This is a genomic window from Burkholderia puraquae, from assembly GCF_002099195.1.
Lineage (GTDB): Bacteria > Pseudomonadota > Gammaproteobacteria > Burkholderiales > Burkholderiaceae > Burkholderia > Burkholderia puraquae.
In genome coordinates this window covers 1-26424 of sequence record NZ_NBYX01000030.1, presented here as the reverse complement: position 1 = coordinate 26424, position 26424 = coordinate 1, and the positions used below count along the sequence as shown (strand labels likewise).

Annotated in this window: 22 protein-coding genes; 10 read left to right on the top strand and 12 right to left on the bottom strand. The window is 66.6% G+C overall.

What is annotated here, in order from left to right; translation table 11 throughout:
* Positions 1-13: 13 nt before the first annotated feature.
* Positions 14-262, bottom strand: a complete 249-nt coding sequence (locus B7G54_RS38390) for a hypothetical protein (RefSeq protein WP_244289466.1) — start codon at positions 260-262, stop codon at positions 14-16.
* Positions 263-398: 136 nt separating this feature from the next.
* Here B7G54_RS38390 and B7G54_RS34075 point away from each other — a divergent pair, with 136 nt between their 5' ends.
* The gene (locus tag B7G54_RS34075) at positions 399-731 is read left to right on the top strand and encodes a hypothetical protein (protein WP_244289465.1); all 333 of its coding nucleotides are present in this window, start codon (positions 399-401) and stop codon (positions 729-731) included.
* Between the two features lie 103 nt (positions 732-834).
* Here the strand turns inward: B7G54_RS34075 and opcM are convergent, their stop codons facing one another.
* From opcM to B7G54_RS34055, 4 genes are read right to left on the bottom strand one after another with little or no spacing between them, the layout of a single operon-like run.
* On the bottom strand, positions 835-2370 hold the full coding sequence (gene opcM, locus B7G54_RS34070; protein ID WP_085043147.1) for a multidrug efflux transporter outer membrane subunit OpcM: 1536 nt from the start codon (positions 2368-2370) through the stop codon (positions 835-837).
* Between the two features lie 10 nt (positions 2371-2380).
* Positions 2381-5566 carry a multidrug efflux RND transporter permease subunit CeoB gene (ceoB, locus tag B7G54_RS34065; RefSeq protein ID WP_085043101.1) on the bottom strand — a complete coding sequence of 1062 codons (3186 nt, stop codon included), beginning with the start codon at positions 5564-5566 and terminating at the stop codon, positions 2381-2383.
* A gap of 45 nt (positions 5567-5611) precedes the next feature.
* Positions 5612-6829, bottom strand: a complete 1218-nt coding sequence (gene ceoA / locus B7G54_RS34060; protein ID WP_085043100.1) for a multidrug efflux RND transporter periplasmic adaptor subunit CeoA — start codon at positions 6827-6829, stop codon at positions 5612-5614.
* A 32-nt stretch (positions 6830-6861) separates the two neighbouring features.
* Complete coding sequence (locus B7G54_RS34055; RefSeq protein WP_021156405.1) at positions 6862-7722, bottom strand: alpha/beta hydrolase; 861 nt, start codon at positions 7720-7722, stop codon at positions 6862-6864.
* 174 nt (positions 7723-7896) lie between these two features.
* Here B7G54_RS34055 and ceoR point away from each other — a divergent pair, with 174 nt between their 5' ends.
* Both ceoR and B7G54_RS34045 read left to right on the top strand, forming a co-directional pair.
* Positions 7897-8901, top strand: coding sequence for a putative multidrug efflux transcriptional regulator CeoR (gene ceoR / locus B7G54_RS34050; RefSeq protein ID WP_085043099.1), 1005 nt, complete (start codon positions 7897-7899; stop codon positions 8899-8901).
* A 395-nt stretch (positions 8902-9296) separates the two neighbouring features.
* The gene (locus B7G54_RS34045; protein ID WP_085043098.1) at positions 9297-9590 is read left to right on the top strand and encodes a DUF4148 domain-containing protein; all 294 of its coding nucleotides are present in this window, start codon (positions 9297-9299) and stop codon (positions 9588-9590) included.
* 869 nt (positions 9591-10459) lie between these two features.
* Here B7G54_RS34045 and B7G54_RS34040 read toward each other — a convergent pair.
* Complete coding sequence (locus B7G54_RS34040) at positions 10460-11512, bottom strand: RNA-guided endonuclease InsQ/TnpB family protein (protein ID WP_085043097.1); 1053 nt, start codon at positions 11510-11512, stop codon at positions 10460-10462.
* Between the two features lie 92 nt (positions 11513-11604).
* On the opposite strand from B7G54_RS34040, the gene B7G54_RS34035 reads away from it, so the two are divergent.
* Positions 11605-12372, top strand: a complete 768-nt coding sequence (locus B7G54_RS34035) for a hypothetical protein (RefSeq protein WP_085043146.1) — start codon at positions 11605-11607, stop codon at positions 12370-12372.
* A gap of 123 nt (positions 12373-12495) precedes the next feature.
* Here B7G54_RS34035 and B7G54_RS34030 read toward each other — a convergent pair whose 3' ends face one another.
* The 3 genes from B7G54_RS34030 to selD all read right to left on the bottom strand — a co-directional run bounded on the left by B7G54_RS34030 (position 12496) and on the right by selD (position 15545).
* Positions 12496-13575, bottom strand: a complete 1080-nt coding sequence (locus B7G54_RS34030; RefSeq protein ID WP_085043096.1) for a purine-nucleoside phosphorylase — start codon at positions 13573-13575, stop codon at positions 12496-12498.
* Between the two features lie 251 nt (positions 13576-13826).
* Entirely contained in the window at positions 13827-14408 is a 582-nt protein-coding gene (locus tag B7G54_RS34025) for a LysE family translocator (RefSeq protein WP_085043095.1), read from the bottom strand.
* Between the two features lie 72 nt (positions 14409-14480).
* Positions 14481-15545, bottom strand: a complete 1065-nt coding sequence (gene selD / locus B7G54_RS34020; RefSeq protein ID WP_085043145.1) for a selenide, water dikinase SelD — start codon at positions 15543-15545, stop codon at positions 14481-14483.
* A 109-nt stretch (positions 15546-15654) separates the two neighbouring features.
* On the opposite strand from selD, the gene B7G54_RS34015 reads away from it, so the two are divergent.
* Complete coding sequence (locus B7G54_RS34015; protein WP_085043094.1) at positions 15655-16491, top strand: DMT family transporter; 837 nt, start codon at positions 15655-15657, stop codon at positions 16489-16491.
* A gap of 33 nt (positions 16492-16524) precedes the next feature.
* Here the strand turns inward: B7G54_RS34015 and B7G54_RS34010 are convergent, their stop codons facing one another.
* Positions 16525-17628 (bottom strand): porin, encoded by a 1104-nt coding sequence (locus B7G54_RS34010; RefSeq protein WP_085043093.1) that lies wholly within the window; start codon positions 17626-17628, stop codon positions 16525-16527.
* A 348-nt stretch (positions 17629-17976) separates the two neighbouring features.
* Between B7G54_RS34010 and B7G54_RS34005 the strand changes: the two genes are divergently transcribed.
* From B7G54_RS34005 to B7G54_RS33995, 3 genes are read left to right on the top strand one after another with little or no spacing between them, the layout of a single operon-like run.
* Positions 17977-18876, top strand: coding sequence for an N-formylglutamate amidohydrolase (locus tag B7G54_RS34005; protein WP_085043092.1), 900 nt, complete (start codon positions 17977-17979; stop codon positions 18874-18876).
* Entirely contained in the window at positions 18873-19646 is a 774-nt protein-coding gene (locus B7G54_RS34000) for an IclR family transcriptional regulator (RefSeq protein ID WP_085043091.1), read from the top strand. Before B7G54_RS34005 ends, B7G54_RS34000 begins: the two co-directional genes overlap by 4 nt.
* Before the next feature lie 30 nt (positions 19647-19676).
* Positions 19677-21167 (top strand): YfcC family protein, encoded by a 1491-nt coding sequence (locus tag B7G54_RS33995; RefSeq protein ID WP_085043090.1) that lies wholly within the window; start codon positions 19677-19679, stop codon positions 21165-21167.
* An 84-nt stretch (positions 21168-21251) separates the two neighbouring features.
* Here B7G54_RS33995 and pdxR read toward each other — a convergent pair whose 3' ends face one another.
* Complete coding sequence (gene pdxR, locus B7G54_RS33990; protein WP_085043089.1) at positions 21252-22763, bottom strand: MocR-like pyridoxine biosynthesis transcription factor PdxR; 1512 nt, start codon at positions 22761-22763, stop codon at positions 21252-21254.
* Positions 22764-22889: 126 nt separating this feature from the next.
* Here pdxR and B7G54_RS33985 point away from each other — a divergent pair, with 126 nt between their 5' ends.
* The gene (locus B7G54_RS33985; RefSeq protein WP_085043144.1) at positions 22890-24173 is read left to right on the top strand and encodes a 4-aminobutyrate--2-oxoglutarate transaminase; all 1284 of its coding nucleotides are present in this window, start codon (positions 22890-22892) and stop codon (positions 24171-24173) included.
* Between the two features lie 92 nt (positions 24174-24265).
* On the top strand, positions 24266-25735 hold the full coding sequence (gabD, locus tag B7G54_RS33980) for an NADP-dependent succinate-semialdehyde dehydrogenase (protein ID WP_085043088.1): 1470 nt from the start codon (positions 24266-24268) through the stop codon (positions 25733-25735).
* A 117-nt stretch (positions 25736-25852) separates the two neighbouring features.
* Here gabD and B7G54_RS33975 read toward each other — a convergent pair.
* The coding region (locus B7G54_RS33975) for a methyl-accepting chemotaxis protein (RefSeq protein WP_244289464.1) at positions 25853-26424 on the bottom strand (572 nt) is incomplete at its 5' end.

Sequence of the window (26424 nt, the reverse complement as noted above, 5' to 3'; positions counted from 1 at the left end):
CCGTTAGTTGCGATTAGTGGGCTACCGCCGCCGCACTCTGGACCGAATCGACAAGCGATGCGTTGTCGTAGCGTCGTCCGGCAATCCCCCATCCGCCGTCGGCCGCATGAACGACGTTCACCCAGACTTGCGCGGGCGTCAGCCGCCCACCGGCCCGGCGCAGCACGATCGCGGTCGCCCGTTCGACGAATTGCCGCTGCCGGTCGGGCGCCGCGAGCGCCACCGCGGGCAGCTTCAGCTCGACGAACGCGGCGGGCGTCACCAACGGCGCGTTCTACGGCCATTTCAAGACGAAGGGCGAAGCGTTCCGCCAGGTCGTCCTCGATGGCCTCGCCCAGCTCCGGCAAGGCGTCGCGACGCTCAAGGCCGAGCACGGCGCGCGCTGGCGGCGCCCGTTCGTGTCGTTCTACCTCGGGCCGCGGCGTACCTGCGAACTCGGCGAAAGCTGTGCGCTGCCGAGCCTGTCCCCGGAAGTGATGCGCGCCGACGACGAAACGCGCGACGCGTACGAGCAGGCATTGCGGCAGATCGTCGACGAAGTGTCGTCCGGGATGGGCGACACCCCCGACGACGATCGCGCGATCGCGTTCCTCGCGCTGCTGTCGGGCGGTGTCACGCTCGCGCGCGCGGTGCGCGATCCCGAGATGGCGGAGCGCATCGCCAATGCGGTCGGCCGCTACGCAGTGGTGATCGCGGAACGCACGGACGTGCAGCCGGAGCAACAGGCCTGACCGGCTGCCAATAAAAAACCCCGATCCGCGTCGTCACGGATCGGGGTTCTTCGATCGACTGCCCGTTACGACGGCCCGTCGCGGGCCGGTGCGGGCCGGTACGTCAACGCGCAGCCACCTCCGCCTTGACGGACGCCGCATCGCCCACCGCCGTCGGCGCCGCCCCCCATCCACCGCCCAACGCGCGGATCAGGTTCACGGTCGACACCGCCTGTGCGCCGGTCAACTGGTTTGACTGCAGTTGCGACTGCAGCACCGAGCGCTCGCTGTCGATCACGTCGAGATACGCAACCTCGCCTTCCTGATACTGCGTACGCGACAACGTTGCGGCGCGCCGCGACGCGTTGACAGCCGCATCCTGCGCGCGGATCTGGTCGTCGAGCAGGCGCAGGTCGGCGAGATTGTCCTCGACCTCGCGGAACGCGACGAGCACCTGCTGCCGGTAGTTCGCGACCTGCTCGTCGTACTGCGCGCGCGCCTGCTGCACGCCGGCCGCACGACGCCCGCCGTCGAACAGCGGCAGCGTCAGCGCGGTGCCGGCGAACGGCCCGAGCAGGAACGTGCGGCTCGACCACAGGAACAGGTTGCCGAGCGTCGACGCTTCATAGCCGAACGCCCCGGTGATGTCGAGCTTCGGGAAGTACGCCGATTTAGCGAGGCCGATCCGCGCGTTCGCGGCTGCCATCGCGCGCTCGGCCGCCGACACGTCCGGGCGGCGTTCGAGCAGCGCGGACGGCAGGCCCGGCGGCACCTTCACCGCAACCGGCACGATCGGCGTTTCCTTGAACGCGAAATCCGCGGGCGCCTTGCCGAGCAGGATCGCGAGCGCATGCTCGGACGCCGCACGCCGGCGCGCGACGCCGACCGCATCGGCCTGCGCGGTTGCCAGCTCGTTCTTCGCACGGGACACGTCGAGCTCGCTGATGTCGCCTTCGTTGAAGCGGCGCTGCACGAGCTTCAGCGCCTGGTCGCGCAGCTCCACCGTGCGTCGGTACAGGTCCTGGTCGGAATCGAGCTGGCGCAGTTCGAAGTAGTTCTGCGCGACATCCGCCTGCAGCGCGAGCTGCACCGAACGGAACAGCGCTTCGCTCTGCGCCTGGTCGGCACGCGACGCCTCGACGTTGCGGCCGACGCGGCCGAACAGGTCGGCTTCGTACGACACCGTACCCTGCGCGCGCCACAGCGTCGCATTGGTCGGCCCCGTGCCCTGCGGCTGGAACTGCGACGCCGACGACAGCCCTTCGCGCGTCGGCCCGAAGCCGGCGCCGATCTGCGGGAACCACTGCGAGCGCGCCGAACGTGTCGCCGCGCGCGCTTCCTCGACACGTGCAGCCGCGGCCTTCAGGTTCTGGTTCGCGGCGAGCGCCTGCGTCTCGAGCGAATCGAGCACCGGGTCGCCGAACACCTTCCACCATTCGCCGCGATGTTCGCCGTCCGACGGCTCGGCCGTCTTCCACGTGCCGGCCTGTTCGCCGGCGGCGAGCGTCGGTGCTTCCTTGAACGCGGCGGGCGTCGGCGCATCCGGGCGCTTGTAGTCGGGGCCCACCGCGCACGCGGCGAGCAGCGTCGCGAGCAGGGTGCTCGCGGCCGCCACCTTCGCGAAGCGCATCAGGCCGTTCGTGTTGTGCAAGTTGTTCATCTTCTTATCCTCAAGCATCGGGAGCCGGCACGCCGTAACCCGCCGAATCCTTGCCGGCAACGTGAATCTTGCCGCCCGCGAGCGTACGCAGCACGACGTAGAACACCGGCGTCAGCATCAGCCCGAACAGCGTCACGCCGAGCATCCCGAAGAACACCGCGACACCCATCGCATGGCGCATTTCCGAACCGGCCCCCGTCGACGTGACGAGCGGCACGACACCCATGATGAAGGCGATCGACGTCATCAGGATCGGGCGCAGCCGCAGCCGGCTCGCCTCGATCGCGGCCTCGAGCGGCGTCCTGCCGTCGTGTTCGAGCTCGCGCGCGAATTCGACGATCAGGATCGCGTTCTTCGCCGACAGCCCCACCAGCACCATCAAGCCGATCTGCGTGAAGATGTTGTTGTCGCCCTGCGTGAGCCATACGCCCGTCAGCGCCGACAGAATGCTCATCGGCACGATCAGGATCACCGCGAGCGGCAACGTCAGGCTTTCATACAGCGCCGCGAGCACGAGGAACACGAGCAGCACGCTGATCGGGAACACATACATCGCCGAATCGCCTGCAAGAATCTGCTGGTACGTGAGGTCGGTCCATTCGAACCGCACGCCGCGCGGCAGCGTTTCATGCGCGATGCGTTCGACCGCGGCCTGCGCCTGCCCCGACGAGAAGCCCGGCGCCGGGCCGCCGTTGATGTCGGCCGCCGTGTAGCCGTTGTAGCGCACGACCATCTCCGGGCCGAACGTCGGCGTCACCGTGACGAGCGACGACAGCGGCACCATCTCGCCACGGTCGTTGCGCGTCTTCAGCTGCAGGATGTCGTCCGCGCGCTGGCGGAACGGCGCATCGGCCTGCACGCGCACCTGGTACACGCGCCCGAAGCGGTTGAAGTCGTTCACGTACAGCGAGCCGAGATACACCTGCATCGTGTTGAACACGTCGGTGACGGGCACGCCGAGCTGCTTCGCCTTCACGCGGTCGAGATCGACGTTGAGCTGCGGCACGTTGATCTGGTAGCTCGTGAACAACGGCCCGAGTTCAGGCGCCTGCTGCGCACGCTTGATGAAGTCGTTGGACGCATCCGCGAGCCGCGCATAGCCGACCGCGCCACGATCCTCGATCTGCATCTTGAACCCGCCGAGCGTACCGAGGCCGAGCACCGGCGGCGGCGGGAACACCGCGACGAACGAGTCCTTCATCGCGCCGTACTTCTGGTTCAACGCCCCCGCGATCGCGCCCGCCGACAGCGCCTTGCCGTGCCGCTCCGAGAACGGCTTCAGCGTGACGAACACGATGCCCGCGCTCGAGCTGTTCGTGAAGCCGTTCACCGACAGCCCCGGGAACGCGACCGCGCTCTCGACACCCGGCTGCTTCAGCGCGATCGAGCCCATGTCGCGGATCACCTTCTCGGTGCGGTCGAGCGATGCACCGTTCGGCAACTGCGCGAACGCGATCAGGTATTCCTTGTCCTGTGCGGGCACGAAGCCGCCCGGCACGACCTTCGACACGAGCACGGTCGCCCCCACCAGCACGAGGTACACGCCGAGCATCAGCGTCTTGCGCGACAGCACCCCACGCACGCCGCGGCCGTAGTTCTCCGCACCGCGATGGAACACCTTGTTGAAGCCGCGGAAGAAGCCGCCGAGCACGCGGTTCATCACGCGCGTGAGCCAGTCCTCCTTGTCGCCATGGCCCTTCAGCAGGATCGCGGACAGCGCCGGCGACAGCGTCAGCGAGTTGAACGCCGAGATCACCGTCGAGATCGCGATAGTCATCGCGAACTGCTTGTAGAACTGGCCGGTCAGGCCCGACATGAACGCGAGCGGCACGAACACGGCGACGAGCGTCAGCGCGATCGCGATGATCGGCCCGCTCACTTCCTGCATCGCCTTGTAGGTCGCCTGCCGCGCGTTCATCCCGCTCTCGATGTTGCGCTCGACGTTCTCGACCACCACGATCGCATCGTCGACCACGATCCCGATCGCGAGCACCATCCCGAACAATGACAACGCGTTGATCGAATACCCGAATGCAAGCAGCAGCGAGAACGTACCGATGATCGACACCGGCACCGCGATCAGCGGAATCAGCGACGCGCGCCAGGTCTGCAGGAACACGATGACGACGATCACGACCAGCGCGATCGCTTCGAGCAGCGTGTGCACGACGGCCTTGATCGACGAACGCACGAACTGCGTCGGGTCATAGACGATCTTGTAGTCGACGCCCGCCGGCATGTCCTGCTTCAGCTCGGCCATCGTCTTGCGCACTTCGTCCGAGATCTGCAGCGAGTTCGCGCCCGGCGACTGGTTGATCGCCATCGCGACGGCCGGCTTGTTGTCGAGCAGCGAGCGCAGCCCGTACTCGGATGCGTCGAGCTGGATCCGCGCGATGTCGCGCAGGTGCGTGACGCCGCCGTCCGGCGTCGTCTTCACGACGATGTCGCCGAACTCGTCTTCCGTCTGCAGACGGCCGCGCGCGTTCACCGACAGCTGCAGCGGCGTGCCCGGCAGCGACGGCGACGCGCCGATCACGCCCGCCGCGACCTGCACGTTCTGCTCGCGGATCGCCTGCACGACGTCCTCGGCCGACAGCCCGCGCTGCGCGACCTTCTGCGGATCGAGCCACACGCGCATTGCGTAGTCGCCCGAACCCCACAGCTGCACCTGGCCGACGCCCTGGATCCGCGACAGGCGATCCTTCACGTTGATCAGCGCGTAGTTGCGCAGGTAGGTCATGTCGTAGCGGTTGTCCGGCGAGATCAGGTGGACCACCATCGTCAGTGTCGGCGAGCTCTTCACCGTGGTGATGCCGAGCCGCTGCACGTCTTCCGGCAGGCGCGGCAGCGCCTGGTTCACGCGGTTCTGCACGAGCTGCGTGGCCTTGTCCGGATCGGTGCCGAGCTTGAACGTGACGGTGATCGTCATGTTGCCGTCGCTGTTCGCCTGCGACTGCATGTACAGCATGTCCTCGACGCCGTTGATCTGCTCTTCAAGCGGCGACGCGACCGTCTCGGCGATCACTTTCGGGTTCGCGCCCGGATACTGCGCCTTCACGATCACGGAAGGCGGCACGACTTCCGGATATTCCGAGATCGGCAGCAGGAACATCGCGATCACCCCGCCGAGCAGGATGATCACCGATAGGACTCCTGCAAAGATCGGCCGGTCGATAAAGAATTTTGAAATGTTCATGTGTGGCTCTGTCTGGTTGAACGCGGATGCGAAGCGGCGAGCCGCTTACGAATCCGCCTTCGCCGATGCGGCCGGCTTCGCGGTGCTCGCGAGCGGCGCGGACGGCGCATCGCCGCCCGTCATCGGGACCATGTGCGGCTTCACCTGCTCGCCGGGTCGTACGCGCTGCGTGCCGTTCACGACCACGCGATCGCCGGCCGCGAGGCCGCTCACGATTACGCGCCGGTTGCCGTGCTGCATCCCCTGCTGCACTTCGCGGTACGACACGCGGCCCTGCTGGTCGACGACGAACACGAACTTCTTGTCCTGGTCGGTGTTGATCGCGGCATCGTCGACGAGCAGCGCCTCGTGCGGCGCGCTGCCGCCCACCTTCACGCGTGCGTAGAGGCCCGGGACGAGCGCACCGTCCGCGTTGTCGAAGCGCGCCCGCACGCGGATCGTGCCGGACGACGTGTCGAGCCGGTTGTCGACCGAGTCGATCTCGCCGCTGCGCGAGTAGCCGGTTTCGTTCGCGAGGCCGAGTTCGACAGGCACCTTGCGGCCGTTGCGCGCGCCGTTGATGTATTGCAGGTAGGTCTGCTCGTCCGCGTCGAACGATGCGTAGATGGGCGACACCGACACCAGCGTCGTCAGCGGCGCGGCCGACGCGCCGGCCGACACGACGTTGCCGAGCGTGATTTCCGCACGCGACACGCGGCCCGAAACCGGCGCCGTGATCCGCGTATAGCCGAGGTTGATGCGCGCCGTTTCCAGCGCGGCTTCGGCGGCCTTCAGGTTCGCCGTCGCCTCGCGGGCCGCATTCTGCTTCTCGTCGTAGTCGCGCTTTGCGATCGCGTTGTCGCCGATCAGCCGCTGCGCGCGCTGCCAGTCGGTCTGCGCGTAGCCGTTGCGCGCCTGCGCGGCCGCGAGCTGCGCGGCCGCGCGATCGGTTTCGGCCTGGTAAGGCCGCGGGTCGATCACGAACAGCACGTCGCCCTTCTTCACGAGCGCGCCGTCCTTGAAGTTCACCGCGACGATCGTGCCCGACACCTGCGGGCGCACGTCGACTTTCTCGACCGCTTCGAGGCGGCCCGAATAACTCTGCCAGTCGGTCACGGTCTGCGGCACGACGGTCGCGACGTCGACTTCGGGCAGCGGCGCCGCCGCTTTGTCGGGGGCGTTCGCGTTCACGCGCATCGCGCCGAACGTGCCGAGGCCGACGACGGCGAGCGTCACGATCGCCGCTGTCGCGATTCGGGAACGGGAGGTGCGTAGGATGGCCATGTGGATCTCCAGTAAGCGTGGATTGGTTCTGGTTATTCGGAACGGTTCGGCTGGCGCGCCTGGAAGCGGCACTGGAAGAAGCGCACGGCTTCCTCGAATGCGGCTTCGTGCGTCGCGAGCGCGGCGTGCGTGATGTCCGGATAGCGGATCACCTGCGTGAGCACGCCCGACGAGATCAGGCAGCCCGCATATTTCTCCGCTTCGACGTGCAGCACGTCGTTCTGCGCGGTGACGACGAGCGTCGGCGGCAGCCCCGCGAGGCGCACCGATTCGAGCGGCGCCGCATACGGGTGCATGCGTTGCGCGGCCTGCGGCAGATACGCGCGATAGCAGGCCGCGCATTCGCGCGCGGTGATGTCGGACGCGAGGCGCTCGGCGTCGCCGATGCGCGTCATGCTCGGGTCGAGCATCGGCCCGAACAGCGCCTGCGCGGCGATCGACACTTCGCCGCGGTCACGTGCGATGAAGGCGAGGCAGTTCGCGAGCTGGCCGCCCGCGTCGTGACCCGCGACGCCGATCTTCTTCGGGTTGCCGCCGAACGCGCGGGCACGCGTCGCGGCCCACACGGCGGCGCGATACGCATCCTCCGGCGCGGCCGGAAAAGGAAAGGCCGGCGCGAGCGAATAATCGACCGACACTACGAGCGCTGGTAAGCGTTCTGCTAAAAAACGCGCGGCGAAATCGGCGTCTTCGAGCGAACCGCGGACAAAGCCGCCGCCGTGGAAATAAAGCACTACTGGCAGCCCGGTCTTGTCCGGGCGCCGGTACAGGCGCAGCACGATGTCCTGCGCGTAGCCGGGAATTTCCACTTCGGCGACCGTCAGCGCCGCGCCCGCCGTGGCTTGCGCGGGCAACGCGGCCTTCAGGAATTTGCTGAATTCAGAAGCGTCCATGACGATGCAGCATCCATTTCGAGATGGAACGAATTCTGGGTCCGGCAGACATTGGGATAAATGCCTATAATCCGGCAACACAATTCAACGCCCCCGAACAATCCGAGGCTGCGTTTACCCACGAGGTAGCGCAGCCTTGTTGTTCCGGAGGCTCATTAGATTGCGGAGGTTGTGATGGACCGGCTTCAGGCCATGCAGGTGTTTACTCGCGTCGTCGATACAAGCAGCTTCACCAAGGCAGCAGAAACGCTCGGCTTGCCGCGGGCGTCCGTCACGACGATCATCCAGAATCTCGAAGCCTTCCTCGGCGTGCGGCTGATGCACCGGACCACGCGCCGGCTATCGCTCACGCCGGACGGCGCCGCGTACTACGAACGATGCGTGCGGATCCTCGCGGACGTCGAGGAAACCGAGGCGAGCTTCCAGGCGAACAACCGGAAGCCGCACGGAAAGTTGCGTATCGACATGCCGGGTTCGATCGGGCGGCTGCTGGTGATTCCGTCGCTGTGCGAATTTCATACGCGCTATCCGGACATCGACCTGCAGCTCGGTTTGTCCGACCGGCCGGTCGACCTGCTGCAGGAAGGTGTCGATTGCGTGATCCGCGTCGGCGCACTGCAGGACTCGTCGCTCGTCGCGCGCCGGGTCGGCCTGTTCGAATGCGTGACGGTTGCGTCGCCCGACTATCTCGAACGCCACGGCGAGCCGCAGACGATCGACGACCTGAACCAGCACAAGGCCGTCAACTACTTCTCGAGCCGCACCGGCCGCACGATCGACTGGACGTTCCTGACCGACGGCAAGGAAGTCGAGATGAAGATGGAAGGCATCCTGTCGGTCAACGATGCGGATGCGTACGTGACCTGCGGGATCGAAGGCTTCGGGCTGATCCAGCCGCCGCTTTTCATGGTGCTGCCGCATCTGCGCGAAGGCCGGCTCAAGGAAGTGCTGCCCGGCGTCAAGCCGCTGCCGATGCCGATCTCGGTCGTGTATCCGCACAGCCGCCATCTGTCGCCGAAAGTGCGCGTGTTCGTCGACTGGATCGCCGAGGTGTTCGACCGCTGCCCGCTGCTGAGCGGCAAGGGCAGCCTCGACGCGACGTGCAGCAAGCGCACGTTCGAGGAAGCCGAACGCGCGCCGGCGCTCGACACGCCGGTCATCAACGAGTGGGTCGCGTAATCGTCTGACCTGCCTGCGCGGGCCGCCCGGCCCGCGCGTCTCCCCGCCCCCGCACCGTCGTTCCGCGCGGCGCATCCGATCCTTCCCGATTCCGCAGCAAACCTTTGTGCCGCGAGCAGCAATCGCCCGCGTGCGCCGCTGCGCGTGGCTGTCGTAGCCGCGTGAGCCCCGCTGCGCCGGGCTGCCGGCGATTTCCGCATAACCCTGCAGCCGGTGCGGATGTCGATTGTTCCTTTGCGACGACAAATCAATTCGCGCCTGCCGCATTTATCGCGACGGAACAGATACCTAGAGTAAACCCTGTCGCGCACCCCGTTGCGCATCGAACAGATCCCGCCAGGCGGGACCGGAGTCCGCGCTCAGGCGCTCGCTCCGACATCTCCAGGAGTTACGCCATGAACCGCCGCCATCTTCTCTCCGCCCTCGCTCTCACGCTCGCCGTGTCCGCCCCGGCCTTCGCCGATTCGGGCACGCCGCATGCCGGCGACTACGGCAACACGTCGTGGTACTCGCAACACAACGGCCCGCGTACGCGCGCCGAAGTGAGCGCGGAAGTCGAACAGGCACGCAAGGACGGCACGCTCGCGTACTTGCGCAAGGCGACTTCGTATCCGCAAGGGCTCGAACTCGCGCAAGGCCCGTACCGCCCGACGCCGGAAAGCAACCAGCTCGCCGGCGGGGGCCGGTAAACGTGCAACGCCGCGCAGCGGGTTGCCCCGCGCGCGGCGTCGCGACACACCTATCGACGACTCGTTGAGCCAGTTAGTTGCAGGAGCACATGATGAACGACCAACTTCCTTCGCCGCTCGATCACTGGGACGACACCACGCCGGTGTGGACGCCGTTTCGTTCCGGGCAGCAATCGCATTAAAGCGCGCGTCGACGCGTCACCGATACCGTCCTGCGATGATCAGCGACGTGGCACACCATCACGCCATTCGCCCCAGTGCGTGACGATGTCCTGCACGAGCGGGTTGCCCGCGCGATACAGGTTTTCGGTTGCCGGGGCGAAGAAGGTGCATCTGGAGTCGCTCGCGCATTCGACGGATACAGAGGACGGCCATTGTCGATAACGGGCGAGCGTACTGCCATCGCAGCGCAAAAAGGTGCCGCGTCGACACAATCGATAACATTCGACAGCCACGATCCGGCAATCCAGATGCGTCGCCACTCGGCCAAGCGCTTGACGAACGCAGGTTTCCCTGGAAAGCGAATCTCGCGAACAGGCTCCATTGCTGCAAACCATGTCGACCGTCGCCCACAGCGGTGCTGATCGCGTTCACGTCGCGACGCGCTGCATGCGCAGGTTCGCCTCTGCGTAGAAACCACGCCTAATCGCCATCCTTCTCGTTCACACTTTCCAATAATCAGCGCCCACGGAAGCACGCGTCATCGACTGGCTCGGCACATCCGACATCGAAACCCGACGCACGCTGATAAACGGACTCGACGCCCTGGCTGACGTCATGGCAAGGCTGGACGCCAGGAACTTCGTCCGCACCGGATCAGATGCCGACCGCGCCACCGGCTGTCTACCCAATTTGACGTCCTTCTCCGCCTAAAGGTGGAGGATTCCCACACCTGGCGATGCACGTCCGCATCGGAGAATGTTCAGCGCAGCGTTGATATCACGATCATGCTCGACACCACAGTCACTGCAGGCCCACTCTCTTATTCTCAGTCCCGCGATACCTTTCGGCCGCGTCGTACTGTCTTGCGACCCGCACGCCGAACAGGACTGGGTAGAACCGCTTTCGTCGACTTCCTCGAACGTGGCCCCGTGCGCGATCGCTTTGTAGCGGAGCCTGTTTCGGAAGGACGACCAGGACGCGTCGTAGACGCTCTTCGCCATCCTGGTCCTGGCGAGTTTTGCGGCCGACACGTTGCCGACCGCGATGTAATCGAAGCGCCGCACCAGATCGAGCGCGAGCTTGTGCTGGAAGTCGGCGCGGGCGTTCGCCACCTTGGCGTGCAGCTTCGCGATATGCCGCTTGTGCTTTCGCGCCCGTTGCGCTTTCGCCAGCTTTTCCGCCGCTCGTCGACCGAACCGATCGTTAGGCAGCTTCTCGCCGGTCGAAAGTGTGGCGAAGTCTTTCAGGCCGAGATCGATGCCGACGCCAGAGCGAATCGGGCGAGCCGGAACATCGGGCATCTCGATCACGATGTTGAGAAACCAGTTGCCGCGTGCATCCTGTGCAAAGTTAGTTCCGTCCTTGATCTTGCCTTCGGGAAGCGGGCGGCTGTTGAACACGCGAAACGTGTTGCCGGCGAAACGGAATGCGTCACCCTCGCGCTTCAGGTCACGGCCCTTCAGCGGCACCCAGCCCAGCGATTTCCTGCCGCGATAGCGCAGGTAGGGGCGTCGGTGCTGACTGCGCGACTTCGCATATTGCTCGCACGTCGCGTTGATCGTGCCGGAGTGGATGCCGAGTTCCTTGCTGCTGCCAGTGGTGAGCATGTTCAGGTCAAAACCCGTCGGCCACTTCTTGCTCCACTTGAGCGCGTGCTTCTGCGTGTCGTTGCAGAAGTTCCAGACGTAGTTCACCGCGCGGCTCTGCTTGTTGAGCAGTCCGTTGAGCGATTTCACCCGGTAGCGATAGACAAGGATCATACCGGTGATCCTAACCCGTGGAAGAAGCTGCCTGTCAACGGCACGCCTTTCCTTCCCGCCATCAATGGCGGGGTTTCTCGGAGCAAATTCGGATGAAGCGTACCTTCTTCTCCTTGCTGATTGCCCTTTTGCTTGGCCCGGTGCAAGCAAACGCGTGCAAAGTCCTGCTCACCGACAGCATGAAGTTGCCGTTGAACTCGACCGAGATAAGCAACAGCGCGAGGCTCAGCCTCGTCAGGCACTATCTGACGGCGCGAGAGTGGACACAGGAAGGCGCGACGGCCACGATCGATGCGCTTGCATACGAATGGGAGCACAAGCCGGCTCAATTGGCCACGCAACGTGGCGAACAGATGAAATCCTTTCTCGTCGGACTCGGTATGGCACCGGACGATGTCTACGTACAAGAACGCATCTTCGCTCGCAAGGACGGCGAGCTCGACGCCGACAACGCGAAGCAAATCTGGGTGCAATTCGTTCCGAAATGTCCACCGGCCGGATGTCAGCAACTTTGCAACACGCCGGGGCTGGAGGGAGTCGCCAGCTACGCGATAACACCTGCCACGCCCGGACCGCCTCCGGATGCCGACCGTCTGACGTGCGGCGACGATCCTGCCCCTGCGCGCACCCGCGTCGTGACCACCACGCGCTGGACCGAACGGACGAACGATAACCCGCTGACGCTTCTGGATGATCAAAAGCGGCCGCTGGCACGGACCTGCTATCGGATCAGCACGAGTGCCGCCCGATATTCGGGCATGACCGATGAACGTGGTCGAACCGGGCCCGTGCAGTTATTGGGGCCTGAATATACGAAAATCGAAATCAGGATCGAGAGACCGGACAGGCCCACTCCGTAGCAGACCTCGACCTTTGCTCATCGCCGGCAGCGCGGTCGCATCCTGCGCTGCCGGAGGCCATCCGGCTCACTTGATCGACGGGACAGCACATCAATCTGCACCGTCCCATCGGATCAAATCAGCTCAACGACGCGGCACGCCGTCGCGCCATTCGCCCCAGTGCGTGACGATGTCCTGCACGAGCGGATTGCCCGCGCGGTACAGGTTTTCGGTCGCCGGGGCGAAGCCGCCCTGGTCCGCGTAGTTCAGCAGGTTGTCGGCGCTCGTCTGCCCCGCGTACGGCCGGTCGAAGTCGGACCCCGTGCGCAGCACGGCAACGCGCGACAGGTCGACCCGCTTCACGCTCGCCGCACGCTTGAGCGCTTCATACGTCGCGTTGTCTTCCTGCGCGGTCATGCAGTAGGTGCCCTTGCCGTCGGTCAGGATCTTCGTCCACTGCCGCGCGCGCTCGCCGATCAGCGTGCCCGAGAACCACGTGTTGCCCGATGACGTGTCGCACTGGATCACCGTCGGCGGCCGGTTCGCCGGCGCATACGTGAACTTCGCGCGCGCGGCCTGTGCCTGCGCGCTGTCGGCGAGCACGACATTGCGCGACAGCGCGACAGCGGCGTCGGTCAGCTGCGGGTTGAGCTGGAATACTTCGGTGCGGTAGTCGAGCGGCGGCTTGTCGTTCGGGCTCTTCGTGTTGATGCCGAGAAAGCCCGTATTCCAGCCGGCCGGGATCTCGCGCGCATCGAGCTCCCACTGCAGGCTGAAATCGACGAGGTACTTCGACCACGCGGCCGAACCGACCGTGCCTTGCGCCGGGTCGACGCCCGCAATGCCGGAGATCAGGAAGTACGTGCGGCGCAGATCGAAGCGCTGCGAGAACGTGAGCGCCATGATCGTCGCCGACGCGTTCGCATAGCCCATGCCGGTCGTGACCACACACACGTCCTGCTTGTTGCAATGAACGTTCGGGTAGTCGGGCGACAGGCCCGGCACGGCGATGTCACGCCACGGGCCGAGCCGGTCGAGCCATGCCTGGCCTTCCGGACCGAACATCGTGATGATCATGACCTTGACCGGGCGGCCCTGTGCACCGGTCTCGGCGAATGCATTGTTGCCCGCGTTGTTGCCCTGGTTGTCCTGCGCGACCGACGGCGCGGTTGCACAGGCTGCGAGCGAGAATGCAGCGGCGGAAAGAATGGAGCGAGTCAGCATCGGCGTTCCTTGTTTCGATGACGTTGGGTGAGAACGGCTCTCGTAGACTGCGCGACGGAGTATAGAACGGGCGTGCCCGATGCGGAACCCGACTACGAAACGACGGCGGTGCGCCGGTGCGGGTGAAGTGCGTGCGTGCGTGAATCGTAACGAAGAAGGTCGCCACGCGCCGGCATACCATAAGGAATACTATCCGGTTGATCGGCACCGACACGCCAATCGCACCTGCATGCTCATCAACCGCCGAACCGCTACAGCCCCGCCAGCCCGTAACCCAGCACGACAAGCGCCGCAACCACATGGCTCGCCGCGAGCAGCCCCGGCGACTTCACGATCCGGCCGATCGCGCTACCGCCGAGTGCGAACACGAGCTGCCCCGCGAGGCTGCCGGCAAACACGCACGCGGCACCGAGCAGCCAGTGCCGATGCGCACCGGCGGCGGCCGTTGCATAGCCGTAGAACAACAGGATCGTGAGCGGGTTCGCCAGCGTGACGAAGAACATCGATGCAAACGGGCGGCTGCTCGGCGGCCGCGCATCGCCGTCGAGCGTGCGGCGACGATCCCGCAGCGCCTGCCACAGCATCCGTGCGCCCATCGCGAGCAGCACGAGCGCGCCGACCAGACGAAACAGCGACAGATGCGCCGCGAGCGTGCTGGCGAGCATCGCGCCGAGCGTGAACGCGACGACCGCATAGCAGCCGTCGGCCGTCGCGACACCCACCGCCGCACGCACGCCGCTTGCGGTGCCGGCGCGCATCCCGTAAGTCGCGATCATCAGCGCAACGGGCCCGACCGACAGCGCGATCATCAGCCCGAACAGGAAGTCGCTCATCGGTCGTCGATGCCTTCGATGGAAGGCATCGATTCTAGCGACCGCAAAATAATCCGGTGTGGCGCTGCGGCGTCATGCGACGTCGACCCGCGCAGGCCCGTCCACCATCTCGCCGATCACGCCGGCGCGGTCGAAGCCGTCGGCACGGAAGCACGCGAGCACGTCATCGACGGCCTCGGGCGCGCATGCGACCAGCAGGCCGCCCGACGTCTGCGGATCGGTCAGCAGCGCCTGAGCGACCGGCGGCAACGTGGCGGCCAGTTGCACGTCCGTGCCGTACGCGGCCCAGTTGCGGCCCGACGCGCCGGTGAACACGCCGTCGGCAACGAACGCCTCGACACCCGTAAGCCACGGCAACGACGCATAGTGCACGCGCGCGGTGAGGTGCGCGCCGCGCGCCAGTTCGAGCGTATGGCCGAGCAGCCCGAAGCCCGTGACGTCGGTCAGCGCATGTACGCCCGGCAGCGCGGCGAGTTCGGCGCCCGGCCGGTTCAGCTTGGTGGTCGTCGCGACCATCTGCGCGTACCCTGCGGCATCGAGCTGGTTCTTTTTCAGCGCGGCCGACAGCACGCCGACCCCGAGCGGCTTGCCGAGCACGAGCACGTCGCCCGCCCGCGCGGCCGCATTGCGCTTCACGCGCGACGGATGCACGACGCCGATCGCCGCGAGCCCGTAGATCGGCTCGACCGAATCGATCGAATGGCCGCCCGCGACCGGAATGCCGGCCTCCGCGCACACCGATTCACCACCGCGCAGGATCGCCGCGATCGTCTCGTGCGGCAGCACGTTGATCGGCATGCCGACCAGCGCGAGCGCGAGAATCGGCTTGCCGCCCATCGCATAGACGTCGGACAGCGCGTTCGTGGCGGCGATGCGGCCGAAGTCGAACGGATCGTCGACGATCGGCATGAAGAAATCGGTGGTCGCGACGATCGCCTGCTCGTCATTGAGGCGGTAGACGGCCGCGTCGTCGGACGTCTCGGTACCGACCAGCAGATCCGGGAACAGCGCGGGCGGCGTCGCGCGCTTCAGCAGCTCGGACAGCACGCCCGGCGCAATCTTGCAGCCGCAGCCGCCCCCGTGCGACAGGCTCGTGAGGCGCGGAACGGCAGGCTGGGCTTGGGTGGCTTCGGTCATCGTCGGCATCCGGTGAATAACAGCACTCCATTATCGACAATTCCGTGCGAGTGCGCCCGATACCCACATAATGACGGCGCCCCCTCCGCTCCCGTCCACGCCTTCGTCCATGGATCACCTTTTCATCGGTTTCGTGCTGTGCTCCGCATTGCTGCACGCGATCTGGAATGCCTTCCTCCACGTCAGCGAAGACCGGCTCGTGCAGCTCGGCACGATGTCACTGCCGTATTTCGCGTTCGGTATCGCCGGTGCCGTGCTGCTGCCCGCGCCGGCGCCCGCCGCGTGGCCGTACATCGCCGCGTCGGCCATGCTCGAGGTTGCATACTGCTTCACGCTGGCGCGCGCCTATCGCAGCGGCGAGTTCGGGCAGATCTATCCGATCGCCCGAGGGATCTCGCCGCTGCTCGTGTCGGTGCTGGCGCTCGCCTTCCTCCACGAACAGCCGACGCCGTTCGGCTTCGCGGGCATCGCGCTCGTGTCGTTCGGCATCATGTCGCTCGCGCTGCGGCGCGGCTTCCGGTTCTCCGGCGAAGGCGTGCCGTTTGCGCTGCTCACGGGCGTGTTCATCGCCGCGTATTCGATCTGCGACGGCATCGGCTCGCGCGTGTCCGGCAGCGCGCTCGGCTACATCGCGTGGGTGTACGTGCTGTGGAGCGTGCCGCAGTTCGTGCTGGTCTGCGCGGTGCGCGGCGGCCCGCGTGCGGTGCTCGGCTCGCGCACGGCACTCAAGCAGGGCGCGATCGCCGGCACGATCTCGCTCGCCGCGTACGGGATCGTGATCCTCGCGTACCGGTACTTGCCGGTCGGGACGGTGTCGGCGCTGCGCGAAACCAGCTCGATCTTCGCGGTCGCGATCGGCTGGTTCGTGATGCGCGAGCGGCCGGGCGCGCAGCGGCTCGCCGCATGTGCGCTGGTGGTCGCGGGCGCGGCGCTGATCCGGCTGTAAGCGGAACGCGCGCGCCCGCGGCCTGCCGCCGCGTCAGAACTTGTGGCGGATGCCGGTCACCGCGACGATCTGCGTACGCGTGCTCGACGGATTGGAGATCCCTTCGATCGCGGCCACAGCGTTCGACGACGCGCGCTGGTAAAACGCATTCACGTAGATATCGGTGCGCTTCGACAGGAAATACTGCGCACCGACACTCGTCTGCAGGTAGTGCGAACTCGGCTTGGGCCCCTGCGACGCGAGCACCTGCGTGTAGGTTTCGCCGAGCGCGAATTGCAGCGCGGGCGTCATCAGGTAGCGCACGCTGCCCTCGTAGTTGTTGAAGCGCATCGCACCGCCCGTCTGCAGGTTGAACAGCGAGCTCGTGTACAGCAGCCCGAACGTCGCGGCGCCCCATGCATACGCACCGCCCGCGCCCCAGATCTGCTGGCGCGTCACGCCCTTGATGAACGTGTAGTAGTTGTCGGACGCGGCCGCGCCGGTCGTGTCGAGTGCCGGATGATCAACGCGCACGTAGGCCGCGCCGAGTTGCAGCGGCCCGTTCTCGTAGCTCGTGCCGAGGCTCCACACACGGTTTTGCGCGAACGACGTCGAGTTCGAGAAGCCGTACAGGCCGACCGCACGCACGCCGTACCACGTGGGCGTCTGGTACTGCACCGAGTTGTTGGTGCGGAACGTGTTGTTCAGGTCGTCGGTGTCGAACGGATGCAGCGCGTACTGCGTGAGCGCGGTGGTCGCGCCGATCTGCAGCGGCTCCAGCACTTCCTGCGCCGCGTTGTACTGGCGGCCCATCGTCAGCGTGCCCCAGCGGTCATTGTCCAGCCCCACGTACGCGCGCCGCCCGAACAGCCTGCCGCCCTGGCTCGCGGCGCCGCTCTCGATGCTGAAGCCGTTCTCGAGCCGGAACACGGCCCGCGTGCCGCCACCGAGATCCTCCTTGCCGAGCAGCCCGAACCGCGTGCCCTGCTCGTTGCCGCCGGTCGCCTGCCACGCGGCATGGCCGTTCTGGTTGTTCGTGTACGTGATCCCCGAATCGACCACGCCGTACAGCGTCACGCTCGACTGCGCCTGCGCGTGCGGCGCGCCCGCCGCGATTGCGATGCCTGCCAGCGCGACCGCCATTTCCTTGCGCTTCATCTCCAACCCCTTTTATCGATTGAATATGGGGAGCGATTTAAATCGCCCATGACGTGTTTTATTGAATAAAACATCGTCTTATTAATTGTTGATTTAGACGATTTACTGCGTCAAGCCATGCCAAAAATCGCACATGGAAGCCAGATCCACCGATTCCAAAGGCGTTTCGAAGAATGAAACAAACTCAATAACGACGGGTATTACAGGCCGACATGAGCGTGTAGCTCCAGCTTTGAAAAAAGCCCTTGACCGCAATTTTCGGCCGTTGTGAAATATTGATACGCTGTTTTAATCATTGAAACAGAAGAACGAGACACTTCGAGAAACTAGGTAAAGAACCTGATCCCCATGGTGACGTTTAATTGGAACAACGCGGCCGCCGGCGCATCGCCCGCGTATTTCATCGCGCAGCCGACGGCGCCCGCACTGCCGATCGTCGTCGACTCGCCGCACAGCGGCATCGCGTATCCGCCGGACTTCGCCACCATCGCACCCGGCGACGCGATCCGCACGACGTGGGACGCCTACATCGATGAACTGTGGGCCGGCGCGCCCGCACGCGGCGGCACGCTGCTCGCCGCGACGTTCCCGCGCGCATACATCGATCCGAACCGCGCGAAGACCGACATCGATGAAACGCTGCTCGCCGAGCCGTGGCCCGAGCCGCTTTCGCCGCAGCCGTACACGCAGCGCGGGATGGGGCTGATCCGGCGCGACGCACTGCCCGGCGTGCCGCTGTACGACCGCAAGCTGTCGCTCGCCGAAGTGCGCCACCGGATCGACGCGTACTACCTGCCGTACCGCCGCGCGCTCGCCGGCATCGCCGAAGCGCTGCATGCCACGCACCGCGCGCTGTGGCACATCGACTGCCATTCGATGAAGTCGCGCGGCAACGCGATGAACGTCGACGCGGGCGCGCTGCGGCCAGACGTCGTCGTCAGCGACCGGCGCGGGTCGACTGCCGACCCGGCGTTCACCGCGTGGACCGCAAAATGGTTCGCCGACGCCGGCTACCGCGTGCAGATCAACGACCCGTATCAGGGCGGCGACCTGCTGACCGCGCTCGCCGATCCGGCGCGGCGGCGCCACAGCATCCAGATCGAATTCAATCGCTCGCTGTACATGGACGAAGCCGCGTTCGCCAGGAACGCAGGCTTCGCCGCACTGAAGCGTTCGGTCGACGCGTACCTCGACGCACTCGCCGATTACGTGCGCACGCGCATCGCGTCGCCGGGAGACCTCGCATGACGACCTACATCGTCGACGCCGTCGACAGCGCGCTGAAGCTGCTGACCTACGTGGCCGAGCACCCGAACCTCGGCGTGACCGAGCTGGCGTCGCAGCTCGGCATCAACAAGTCGCGCACGTACCGGATGCTGTGCACGCTCGAACTGCACCGCTTCGTCGTACAGGACGCGCGCACGTCCACCTATGCGCTCGGCCCGCAGGCGTTCGTGATCGGCGTGGCCGCGTCGCAGCAGAACGCGCTCGTGCGCGCCGCGCACCGGCACATGCTCGCGCTCAACCAGGCGATCAACGAAACGATCGTGCTGCGCGTGCGCGAAGGGCTCGAATCGGTGTGCGTCGCACGCTGCGAAACGACGCACGCGGTACGCACCGTCGGCTCGGTCGGCAACCGCCGGCCGATCAACTTCGGCGCGTCGGGCAAGGTGCTGCTCGCGTTCGCGCCGGATGCCGTGCGCGACGAATATCTCGTGCAACTGCGCCGCAACGGGCAGGCCGACGATCCGGCGAAGCTGGCCGGCGAACTCGACGCCGTCGCGCGCAAGGGCTATGCGGTGAGCAGCGGCGAGGTGACGCCCGGCGCAGTCGGGATCGCGGTGCCGGTGCGCGACCTGACGGGCGCGACGGTTGCATCGGTGAGCGTGACGGGCCCCGAGGTACGCGTGAGCCACGCAGACATTCCCGACTATCTCGAACGCCTGCAAGCGTGCAGCCAAGCGATTTCCGCCGAACTCGGCTACGTCCCGGCGCGCGCCGCGCTGCAACCGGCCTGACGGCCCGTATCTCCGACCGACGAGGATCCGATGTCCGCCTCTTCCCCGAACCCGGCCGGCGCGCACGGCGCCGCCCCCGCCACGCGCGCGGCCGACGATCCGGCCGCACCCGCCGGCCACGCGCCCCATCCGCACGGCAAGATGCTGCACCCGGTCGTGATGATGCTGTGGGTGCTGGCCGTCGCGATCGCGCTCACGTGGATCGTCGACTCCGGTCACTTCGAGCGCAACGGCCGGCTCGTCGTGCCGGGCACCTATCACGTCGTGCCGAAGACAACGACGCTGTCGACGCTCGTCGCGCCGGCCGTCAGCCACAGCACGCCCACGCAGGCGATGCCGGCGAGCCTCGTGTCCGCGTTCGTCGTGGTGCCGCAGGGGCTGCTGAAGAACGCTCCGCTGATCGTGATGGTGATGTTCGTCGGGGGGATGTTCGGCGTGATGCGCCGCACGGGCGTCGTCGATGCGGGCATCGACCGGCTGCTGCAGTTGACCGGCAACAACGCGTACCTGCTGACACCGATGCTGATGATCCTGATCGGGCTCGGCAGCACGCTGCTCGGCTTCATCTCCGAGTACCTCGTGATCATTCCGATGGTCGTCGTGATCGCGCGGCGCCTGGGGCTCTCCGACCTGTTTGCGGTCGCGCTCGTCGCCCTCGCCGCGAAGATCGGCTACATCGCGTCGGTCACGAATCCTCTCGCGCTCGCCGTCGCGCAGCCGCTCGTCGGCGTGCCGCTGTTCAGCGGCGTCGCGCTGCGCGCCGCCGTGTTCGTCGTATTCCTGACGATCGGCATCCTGTACCTGCTGCGCCATGTGCGCAACACCGGCTATCGCGCCGGGCAAACAGCCGCCGGTCACGCCGCGCACGCGGCCGCGAAGCTGTCGCTGCGCCACAAGGCCACGCTCGTCGTGTTCGCCGCCGCCGTCGCGATGCTGATCTACGGCACGCGCGAACTGAAATGGGGCAACGTCGAACTCGCGGCGTTCTACGCGGCCGTGAGCATCGCGACGGCTGTCATCGGCCGGCTCGATTCGCGCAGCGCGGCCGATGCGTTCGTCGACGGGATGAAGAACATGATCCTCGCCGCGCTGCTGATGGGGCTCGCCGCATCGGTCGAACTGCTGCTGCAGAACAGCCTCGTGCTCGACACGCTGATCAATTTCTTCACGCGGCTCGCGGACGGGCAGTCGCCGGTGTGGGTCGCGAACGGGCTGATGGGCGTGCAGATGGTGCTCGACGTGTTCATTCCGTCGGTGTCGGGCAAGGCCGCGGTCAGCATGCCGATCATCGGGCCGATCGCGCAGCTGTCCGGCGTAAGCGGCCAAACGTCGGTGCTCGCGTTCGTGCTGGGCGGCGGGCTGACGAACCTCGTCACGCCGACGTCCGGCATGCTGCTCGCGTATCTCGCGACGGCACGCGTCGACTTCGGCGCGTGGATCCGCTTCGTGCTGCCGCTGTTCGCGATCCTGCTCGCGCTGTCGTGCGTCGTGCTGACGTTCGCGGTGTGGGTCGGGTATTGAGGTTCGGCAGCGATGCGGAGAGAATGGATCGGTCCGGGTACGACGACGGCCATACCCACGCGATGCGGCGGCGACATGCGCCGCTCAGGCTGCCTCGATCACTCCGCCGAACGCCCGCTCGTCGATCGCCTCGGCGAGTGTCGCGAACGCGGTCGCGATCTCGTCCTCCGGCACGCACGCATAGCCGAGCAGCAACCCCGACGCCGCCCGTTCGCGGTCCGCGTAATAGCCCGACAACGGCCGCACGACGATGTTGCGCTCGAGCGCGGCCTGCGCGACCGCACGATCGTCGACACCTTCCGGCAACTGCGTGACCAGATGCAGCCCCGCATCGCTGCCGAGCGCGTGCAGCGTGTCGCCATAGCGTTGCGCGACCGCGTCGAGCAGCACCTCGCGGCGCTGCCCGTACAGCGTGCGCATCTTGCGGATATGCGACACGAAGTGCCCTTCCGCGATGAATTCGGCGAGCACGGCCTGCTGCAGCAACTGCCCCTCGCGATACAGCTCGGCGCTCGCGGTCGCGAAACTTTCCGCGAGCGGCTCCGGCGCGACCAGATAGCCGACCCGCAGCCCCGGGAACAGCGTCTTGCCGAAACTGCCGACGTAGATCACCTGCCCGGCCGTATCGAGACCCTGCAGCGACGCAAGCGGCCGGCTGCCGTAGCGGAATTCGCTGTCGTAATCGTCCTCGATGATCCAGCAGCCGTGCTGGCGCGCGTATTCGAGCAGCATCCGCCGCCGCGCGAGGCTCATCACCATCCCGAGCGGATACTGGTGCGACGGCGTGACGAGCATCAGCTTCGGCGGCTCGGCGAGATCGGCGGCCGACGGCGCGATGCCTTCGTCGTCGACCGGGATCGGCCGCGTCGTCAGCCCCGACACGTTCAGCACGCTGCGCACGCCCCAGTAGCACGGATCCTCGGTCCAGATCGCATCGCCCGGGTCGGTCAGCAGCCGCACCGCCAGGTCGATCGACTGGTGGATCCCGGTCGTGATCACGATCTGCTCGGGCGTGCAGCGCACCGAGCGCGACGTGCGCAGGTAGTCGGCCAGCGCCTCGCGCAGCAGCGCGAGCCCGCCGCCCGGCGCGTAGGTCAGCAGGTCGGGGCGCAGCCGGCGCCAGTATTTGTTGTGCAGCCGCGTCCACACGCGCGCCGGAAATCGTGACACATCGGGCACGCCCGGCATGAACGCGCCGCCCTGACGTTTCGACACGCCGGCCCCTTCGACGAGCCGCGTGCCGCGCGCGGAGAGCCGCCGCGCGGACGGCTGCACGAGCGCCGGGTGCGCGGCGGCCGCTTCGGGCGGCGCGCCGACAATCTCGTCCGGCGCGCTGTCGGCGACGAATGTGCCGCGGCCCGTCGCCGAGTTCACGTAGCCTTCGAGTGAAAGTTGTTCGTAAACCTGCGTGACCGTGTTGCGGGCGATTCCGAGCTCGGCGGCCAGGAGCCGCGACGACGGCACGCGCGTGCCCGCCGGCAGTTCGCGCGACAGGATCGCCTGTTGCAGCAGCCGGTGAAGCTGCCGGTAGATCGGCTGTTCGCCGCCGCGCACGAGGCGCTGCGCCAGCCAGTCCGACAACACGCTCGCGCGCATGATTGGCTCCTGAATATTTATTGAAATGGCTCTGATTGTCAGAGCCAAATCTGATTATAGTCGCCTCCATGGGCTGTCGAAGCGCCCGATTTTCTACCCACCGGAAAGAACATCAAGGAGATGACCGTGAAGAATGCCGACCTGCAGGCCCGCAAGAACGCCGCCACCCCGCGCGGCGTCGGCGTGATGTGCGATTTCTACGCAGCCCGCGCCGAGAACGCGGAACTGTGGGATGTCGAAGGCCGCCGCTTCATCGATTTCGCCGCCGGCATCGCGGTGCTGAACACCGGCCACCGCCACCCGAAGATCGTCAAGGCGATCGCGGATCAACTGAACAACTTCACGCACACCGCTTACCAGATCGTCCCGTACGCGTCGTACGTCGAACTGGCCGAGAAGATCAACGCACGCGCACCGGGCGATTTCCCGAAAAAGACCGCGTTCTTCACGACCGGCGCCGAAGCCGTCGAGAACGCGATCAAGATCGCGCGTGCAGCCACCGGCCGGCCGGGCGTCATCGCCTTCTCGGGCGGCTTCCACGGCCGCACGATGATGGGCATGGCGCTGACCGGCAAGGTCGCCCCGTACAAGCTGAACTTCGGCCCGTTCCCGGGCGACGTGTTCCACGCCCCGTACCCGAACGCCGTGCACGGCGTGACGACGGCCGACTCGATCAAGGCGATCGAGATGCTGTTCAAGGCCGACATCGATCCGAAGCGCGTCGCCGCGATCATCTTCGAACCGGTCCAGGGCGAAGGCGGCTTCAACCCCGCACCGGCCGAATTCGTGCGCGCGCTGCGCAAGATCTGTAACGAGCACGGCATCCTGCTGATCGCCGACGAAGTGCAAACCGGCTTCGCGCGTACCGGCAAGCTGTTCGCGATGCAGCACTACGACGTGCTGGCCGACCTGATCACGATGGCGAAGAGCCTCGCGGGCGGCATGCCGCTGTCGGGCGTCGTCGGCCGTGCGGACGTGATGGACGCGGCAGCCCCCGGCGGCCTCGGCGGCACGTACGCGGGCAACCCGCTGGCCGTCGCATCGGCGCACGCGGTGCTCGAGATCATCGACGAAGAGAAGCTGTGCGAACGCGCGACGCAGCTCGGCGACGTGCTGAAGGCGAAGCTGAACGCACTGCAGGCCGACGTGCCGCAGATCGCCGACGTGCGCGGCCCGGGCGCGATGATCGCGGTCGAGTTCCTGACGCCGGGCTCGGGCGAGCCGGATGCGGAATTCACGAAGCGCGTGCAGGCGCGTGCACTCGAGCGCGGCCTGCTGCTGCTCGTGTGCGGCGTGTACTCGAACGTCGTGCGCTTCCTGTTCCCGCTGACGATCCCGCAAGCCGTGTTCGACGAAGCGCTCGTGATCCTCGAGGAAGTGCTGAAGGAAACGGTCGGCGTGCCGGCCTGAGTTCCCGTCGACTTCATCCATTGAATGCGCCGCCGCCGTCTTCGTGACGGCGGCGGCCGTTTCATCCGTCCTTTTCGAAGCAGGTGAATCACATGAGCACGGTTCAGGAAACCCTGGCACTGAAAGACCCGTCGCTGTTCCGCCAGCAGGCGTACGTCAACGGCGAATGGCAAGGCGCGACGAACGGCGAGACGTTCGAAGTCCGCAACCCGGCGACGGGCGGCCTGCTCGGCACCGTGCCGTTGATGGGCATGGCCGAGACGCGTCACGCGATCGAAGCCGCAAACGCCGCATGGCCGGCGTGGCGCAAGAAGACCGCGAAGGAACGCGCGGTCATCCTGCGCAAGTGGCACGACCTGATGATGGAAAACGCCGACGACCTCGCGCTGATCCTGACGACCGAGCAGGGCAAGTCGCTGGCCGAGGCGAAGGGCGAGATCGGCTACGCGGCATCGTTCCTCGAGTGGTTCGCGGAAGAAGGCAAGCGCGTGTACGGCGACACGATCCCGACGCCGGCGAGCGACAAGCGCATCGTCGTGACGAAGGAAGCGATCGGCGTGTGCGCGGCGATCACGCCGTGGAACTTCCCGGCGGCCATGATCACGCGCAAGGTCGGCCCGGCACTCGCCGCAGGCTGCCCGATCGTCGTGAAGCCGGCCGAGGCGACGCCGTTCTCCGCACTCGCGATGGCCGTGCTGGCCGAGCGCGCGGGCGTGCCGGCCGGTGTGCTCAGCGTCGTTACGGGCGACCCGAAGGCGATCGGCGGCGAGCTGACGTCGAACCCGATCGTGCGCAAGCTGTCGTTCACCGGCTCGACGCCGGTCGGCCGCCTGCTGATGTCGCAGTGTGCGGCGACGGTCAAGAAGGTGTCGCTGGAGCTCGGCGGCAATGCGCCGTTCATCGTGTTCGACGACGCCGACCTCGATGCGGCCGTGCAGGGTGCGATTGCATCGAAATACCGCAACAGCGGCCAGACCTGCGTGTGCACGAACCGCTTCTATGTGCATGAAGCCGTGTACGACCAGTTCGCGCAGAAGCTCGCGGCAGCCGTCGGCCAGCTGAAGGTGGGCCGCGGTACGGAACCGGGCGTCACGCAAGGCCCGCTGATCAACGAAGCAGCGGTGCTGAAGGTCGAGGCGCACATCGAGGACGCGCTCGCGAAGGGCGCGACCGTCGTGACGGGCGGCAAGCGCCACGCGCTCGGCCACGGCTTCTTCGAGCCGACGGTGCTGACGGGTGTCACGCCGGCGATGAAGGTCGCGAAGGAAGAGACGTTCGGGCCGCTCGCACCGCTGTTCAAGTTCGCCAGCGATGACGAAGTGATCCACCTCGCGAACGACACCGAGTTCGGCCTGGCCGCGTATTTCTACAGCCGCGACATCGGCCGCGTGTGGAAGGTTGCCGAAGCGCTCGAATACGGGATGGTCGGCGTGAACACGGGCCTGATCTCGAACGAAGTCGCGCCGTTCGGTGGCGTGAAGCAGTCGGGCCTCGGCCGCGAAGGCTCGCACTACGGCATCGACGACTACGTCGTGATCAAGTACCTCTGCCTCGCCGTCTGACGGTTCAGGGCCTGGCGCCGCTTGGGTGACAGGCCCTGGCCGCCCGGCCGGAACCGGGCGGTCCGACGCGGGCCGGCGTCCCTCTCCGTTGTGCCCGCGTCATCTCTGTCTCCGTGTTCACCGAAACACGTTCACCGCCTCCACCAGCCGCGTCGCCTGCTGCTTCAGGCTCTCCGACGCCGCCGTGCTCTGCTCGACCAGTGCCGCGTTCTGCTGCGTGATGTTGTCCAGGTGCACCACCGCCTGGTCGACCTGTGCGACTCCCGTGCTCTGTTCGGCCGTCGACGAACTGATCTCCGCGATCAGGTCCGACACGCGCTTCACCTGCGTGACGATGTCCTCCATCGTCTTGCCTGCGCCGTCGACGATCCGCGCGCCCGATTCGACCCGATCGACGCTCGCGCCGATCAGCGTCTTGATTTCCTTCGCCGCATTCGCGCTGCGTTGCGCGAGCGCCCGCACCTCGCCGGCAACCACCGCGAAACCGCGCCCCTGGTCGCCGGCCCGCGCCGCCTCCACCGCCGCGTTCAATGCAAGGATGTTGGTCTGGAACGCGATGCCGTCGATCACGCCGATGATGTCGGCGATCTTGCGCGAGCTGGCGGTGATGTCGTTCATCGTCGCGACCACCTCGCTCACCGCCTGCCCGCCGCGCCCGGCCGCCTCGCTCGCCGACACCGACAACTGGT

What these genes read in the sequence shown, in the direction of transcription:
- opcM (WP_085043147.1), bottom strand. Translation starts at nt 2,370, where the DNA reads ATGAACAACTTGCACAACACGAACGGCCTGATGCGCTTCGCGAAGGTG.
- ceoB (WP_085043101.1), bottom strand. Translation starts at nt 5,566, where the DNA reads ATGAACATTTCAAAATTCTTTATCGACCGGCCGATCTTTGCAGGAGTC.
- ceoA (WP_085043100.1), bottom strand. Translation starts at nt 6,829, where the DNA reads ATGGCCATCCTACGCACCTCCCGTTCCCGAATCGCGACAGCGGCGATC.
- B7G54_RS34055 (WP_021156405.1), bottom strand. Translation starts at nt 7,722, where the DNA reads ATGGACGCTTCTGAATTCAGCAAATTCCTGAAGGCCGCGTTGCCCGCG.
- ceoR (WP_085043099.1), top strand. Translation starts at nt 7,897, where the DNA reads ATGGACCGGCTTCAGGCCATGCAGGTGTTTACTCGCGTCGTCGATACA.
- B7G54_RS34045 (WP_085043098.1), top strand. Translation starts at nt 9,297, where the DNA reads ATGAACCGCCGCCATCTTCTCTCCGCCCTCGCTCTCACGCTCGCCGTG.
- B7G54_RS34040 (WP_085043097.1), bottom strand. Translation starts at nt 11,512, where the DNA reads ATGATCCTTGTCTATCGCTACCGGGTGAAATCGCTCAACGGACTGCTC.
- B7G54_RS34035 (WP_085043146.1), top strand. Translation starts at nt 11,605, where the DNA reads ATGAAGCGTACCTTCTTCTCCTTGCTGATTGCCCTTTTGCTTGGCCCG.
- B7G54_RS34030 (WP_085043096.1), bottom strand. Translation starts at nt 13,575, where the DNA reads ATGCTGACTCGCTCCATTCTTTCCGCCGCTGCATTCTCGCTCGCAGCC.
- B7G54_RS34025 (WP_085043095.1), bottom strand. Translation starts at nt 14,408, where the DNA reads ATGAGCGACTTCCTGTTCGGGCTGATGATCGCGCTGTCGGTCGGGCCC.
- selD (WP_085043145.1), bottom strand. Translation starts at nt 15,545, where the DNA reads ATGACCGAAGCCACCCAAGCCCAGCCTGCCGTTCCGCGCCTCACGAGC.
- B7G54_RS34015 (WP_085043094.1), top strand. Translation starts at nt 15,655, where the DNA reads ATGGATCACCTTTTCATCGGTTTCGTGCTGTGCTCCGCATTGCTGCAC.
- B7G54_RS34010 (WP_085043093.1), bottom strand. Translation starts at nt 17,628, where the DNA reads ATGAAGCGCAAGGAAATGGCGGTCGCGCTGGCAGGCATCGCAATCGCG.
- B7G54_RS34005 (WP_085043092.1), top strand. Translation starts at nt 17,977, where the DNA reads ATGGTGACGTTTAATTGGAACAACGCGGCCGCCGGCGCATCGCCCGCG.
- B7G54_RS34000 (WP_085043091.1), top strand. Translation starts at nt 18,873, where the DNA reads ATGACGACCTACATCGTCGACGCCGTCGACAGCGCGCTGAAGCTGCTG.
- B7G54_RS33995 (WP_085043090.1), top strand. Translation starts at nt 19,677, where the DNA reads ATGTCCGCCTCTTCCCCGAACCCGGCCGGCGCGCACGGCGCCGCCCCC.
- pdxR (WP_085043089.1), bottom strand. Translation starts at nt 22,763, where the DNA reads ATGCGCGCGAGCGTGTTGTCGGACTGGCTGGCGCAGCGCCTCGTGCGC.
- gabD (WP_085043088.1), top strand. Translation starts at nt 24,266, where the DNA reads ATGAGCACGGTTCAGGAAACCCTGGCACTGAAAGACCCGTCGCTGTTC.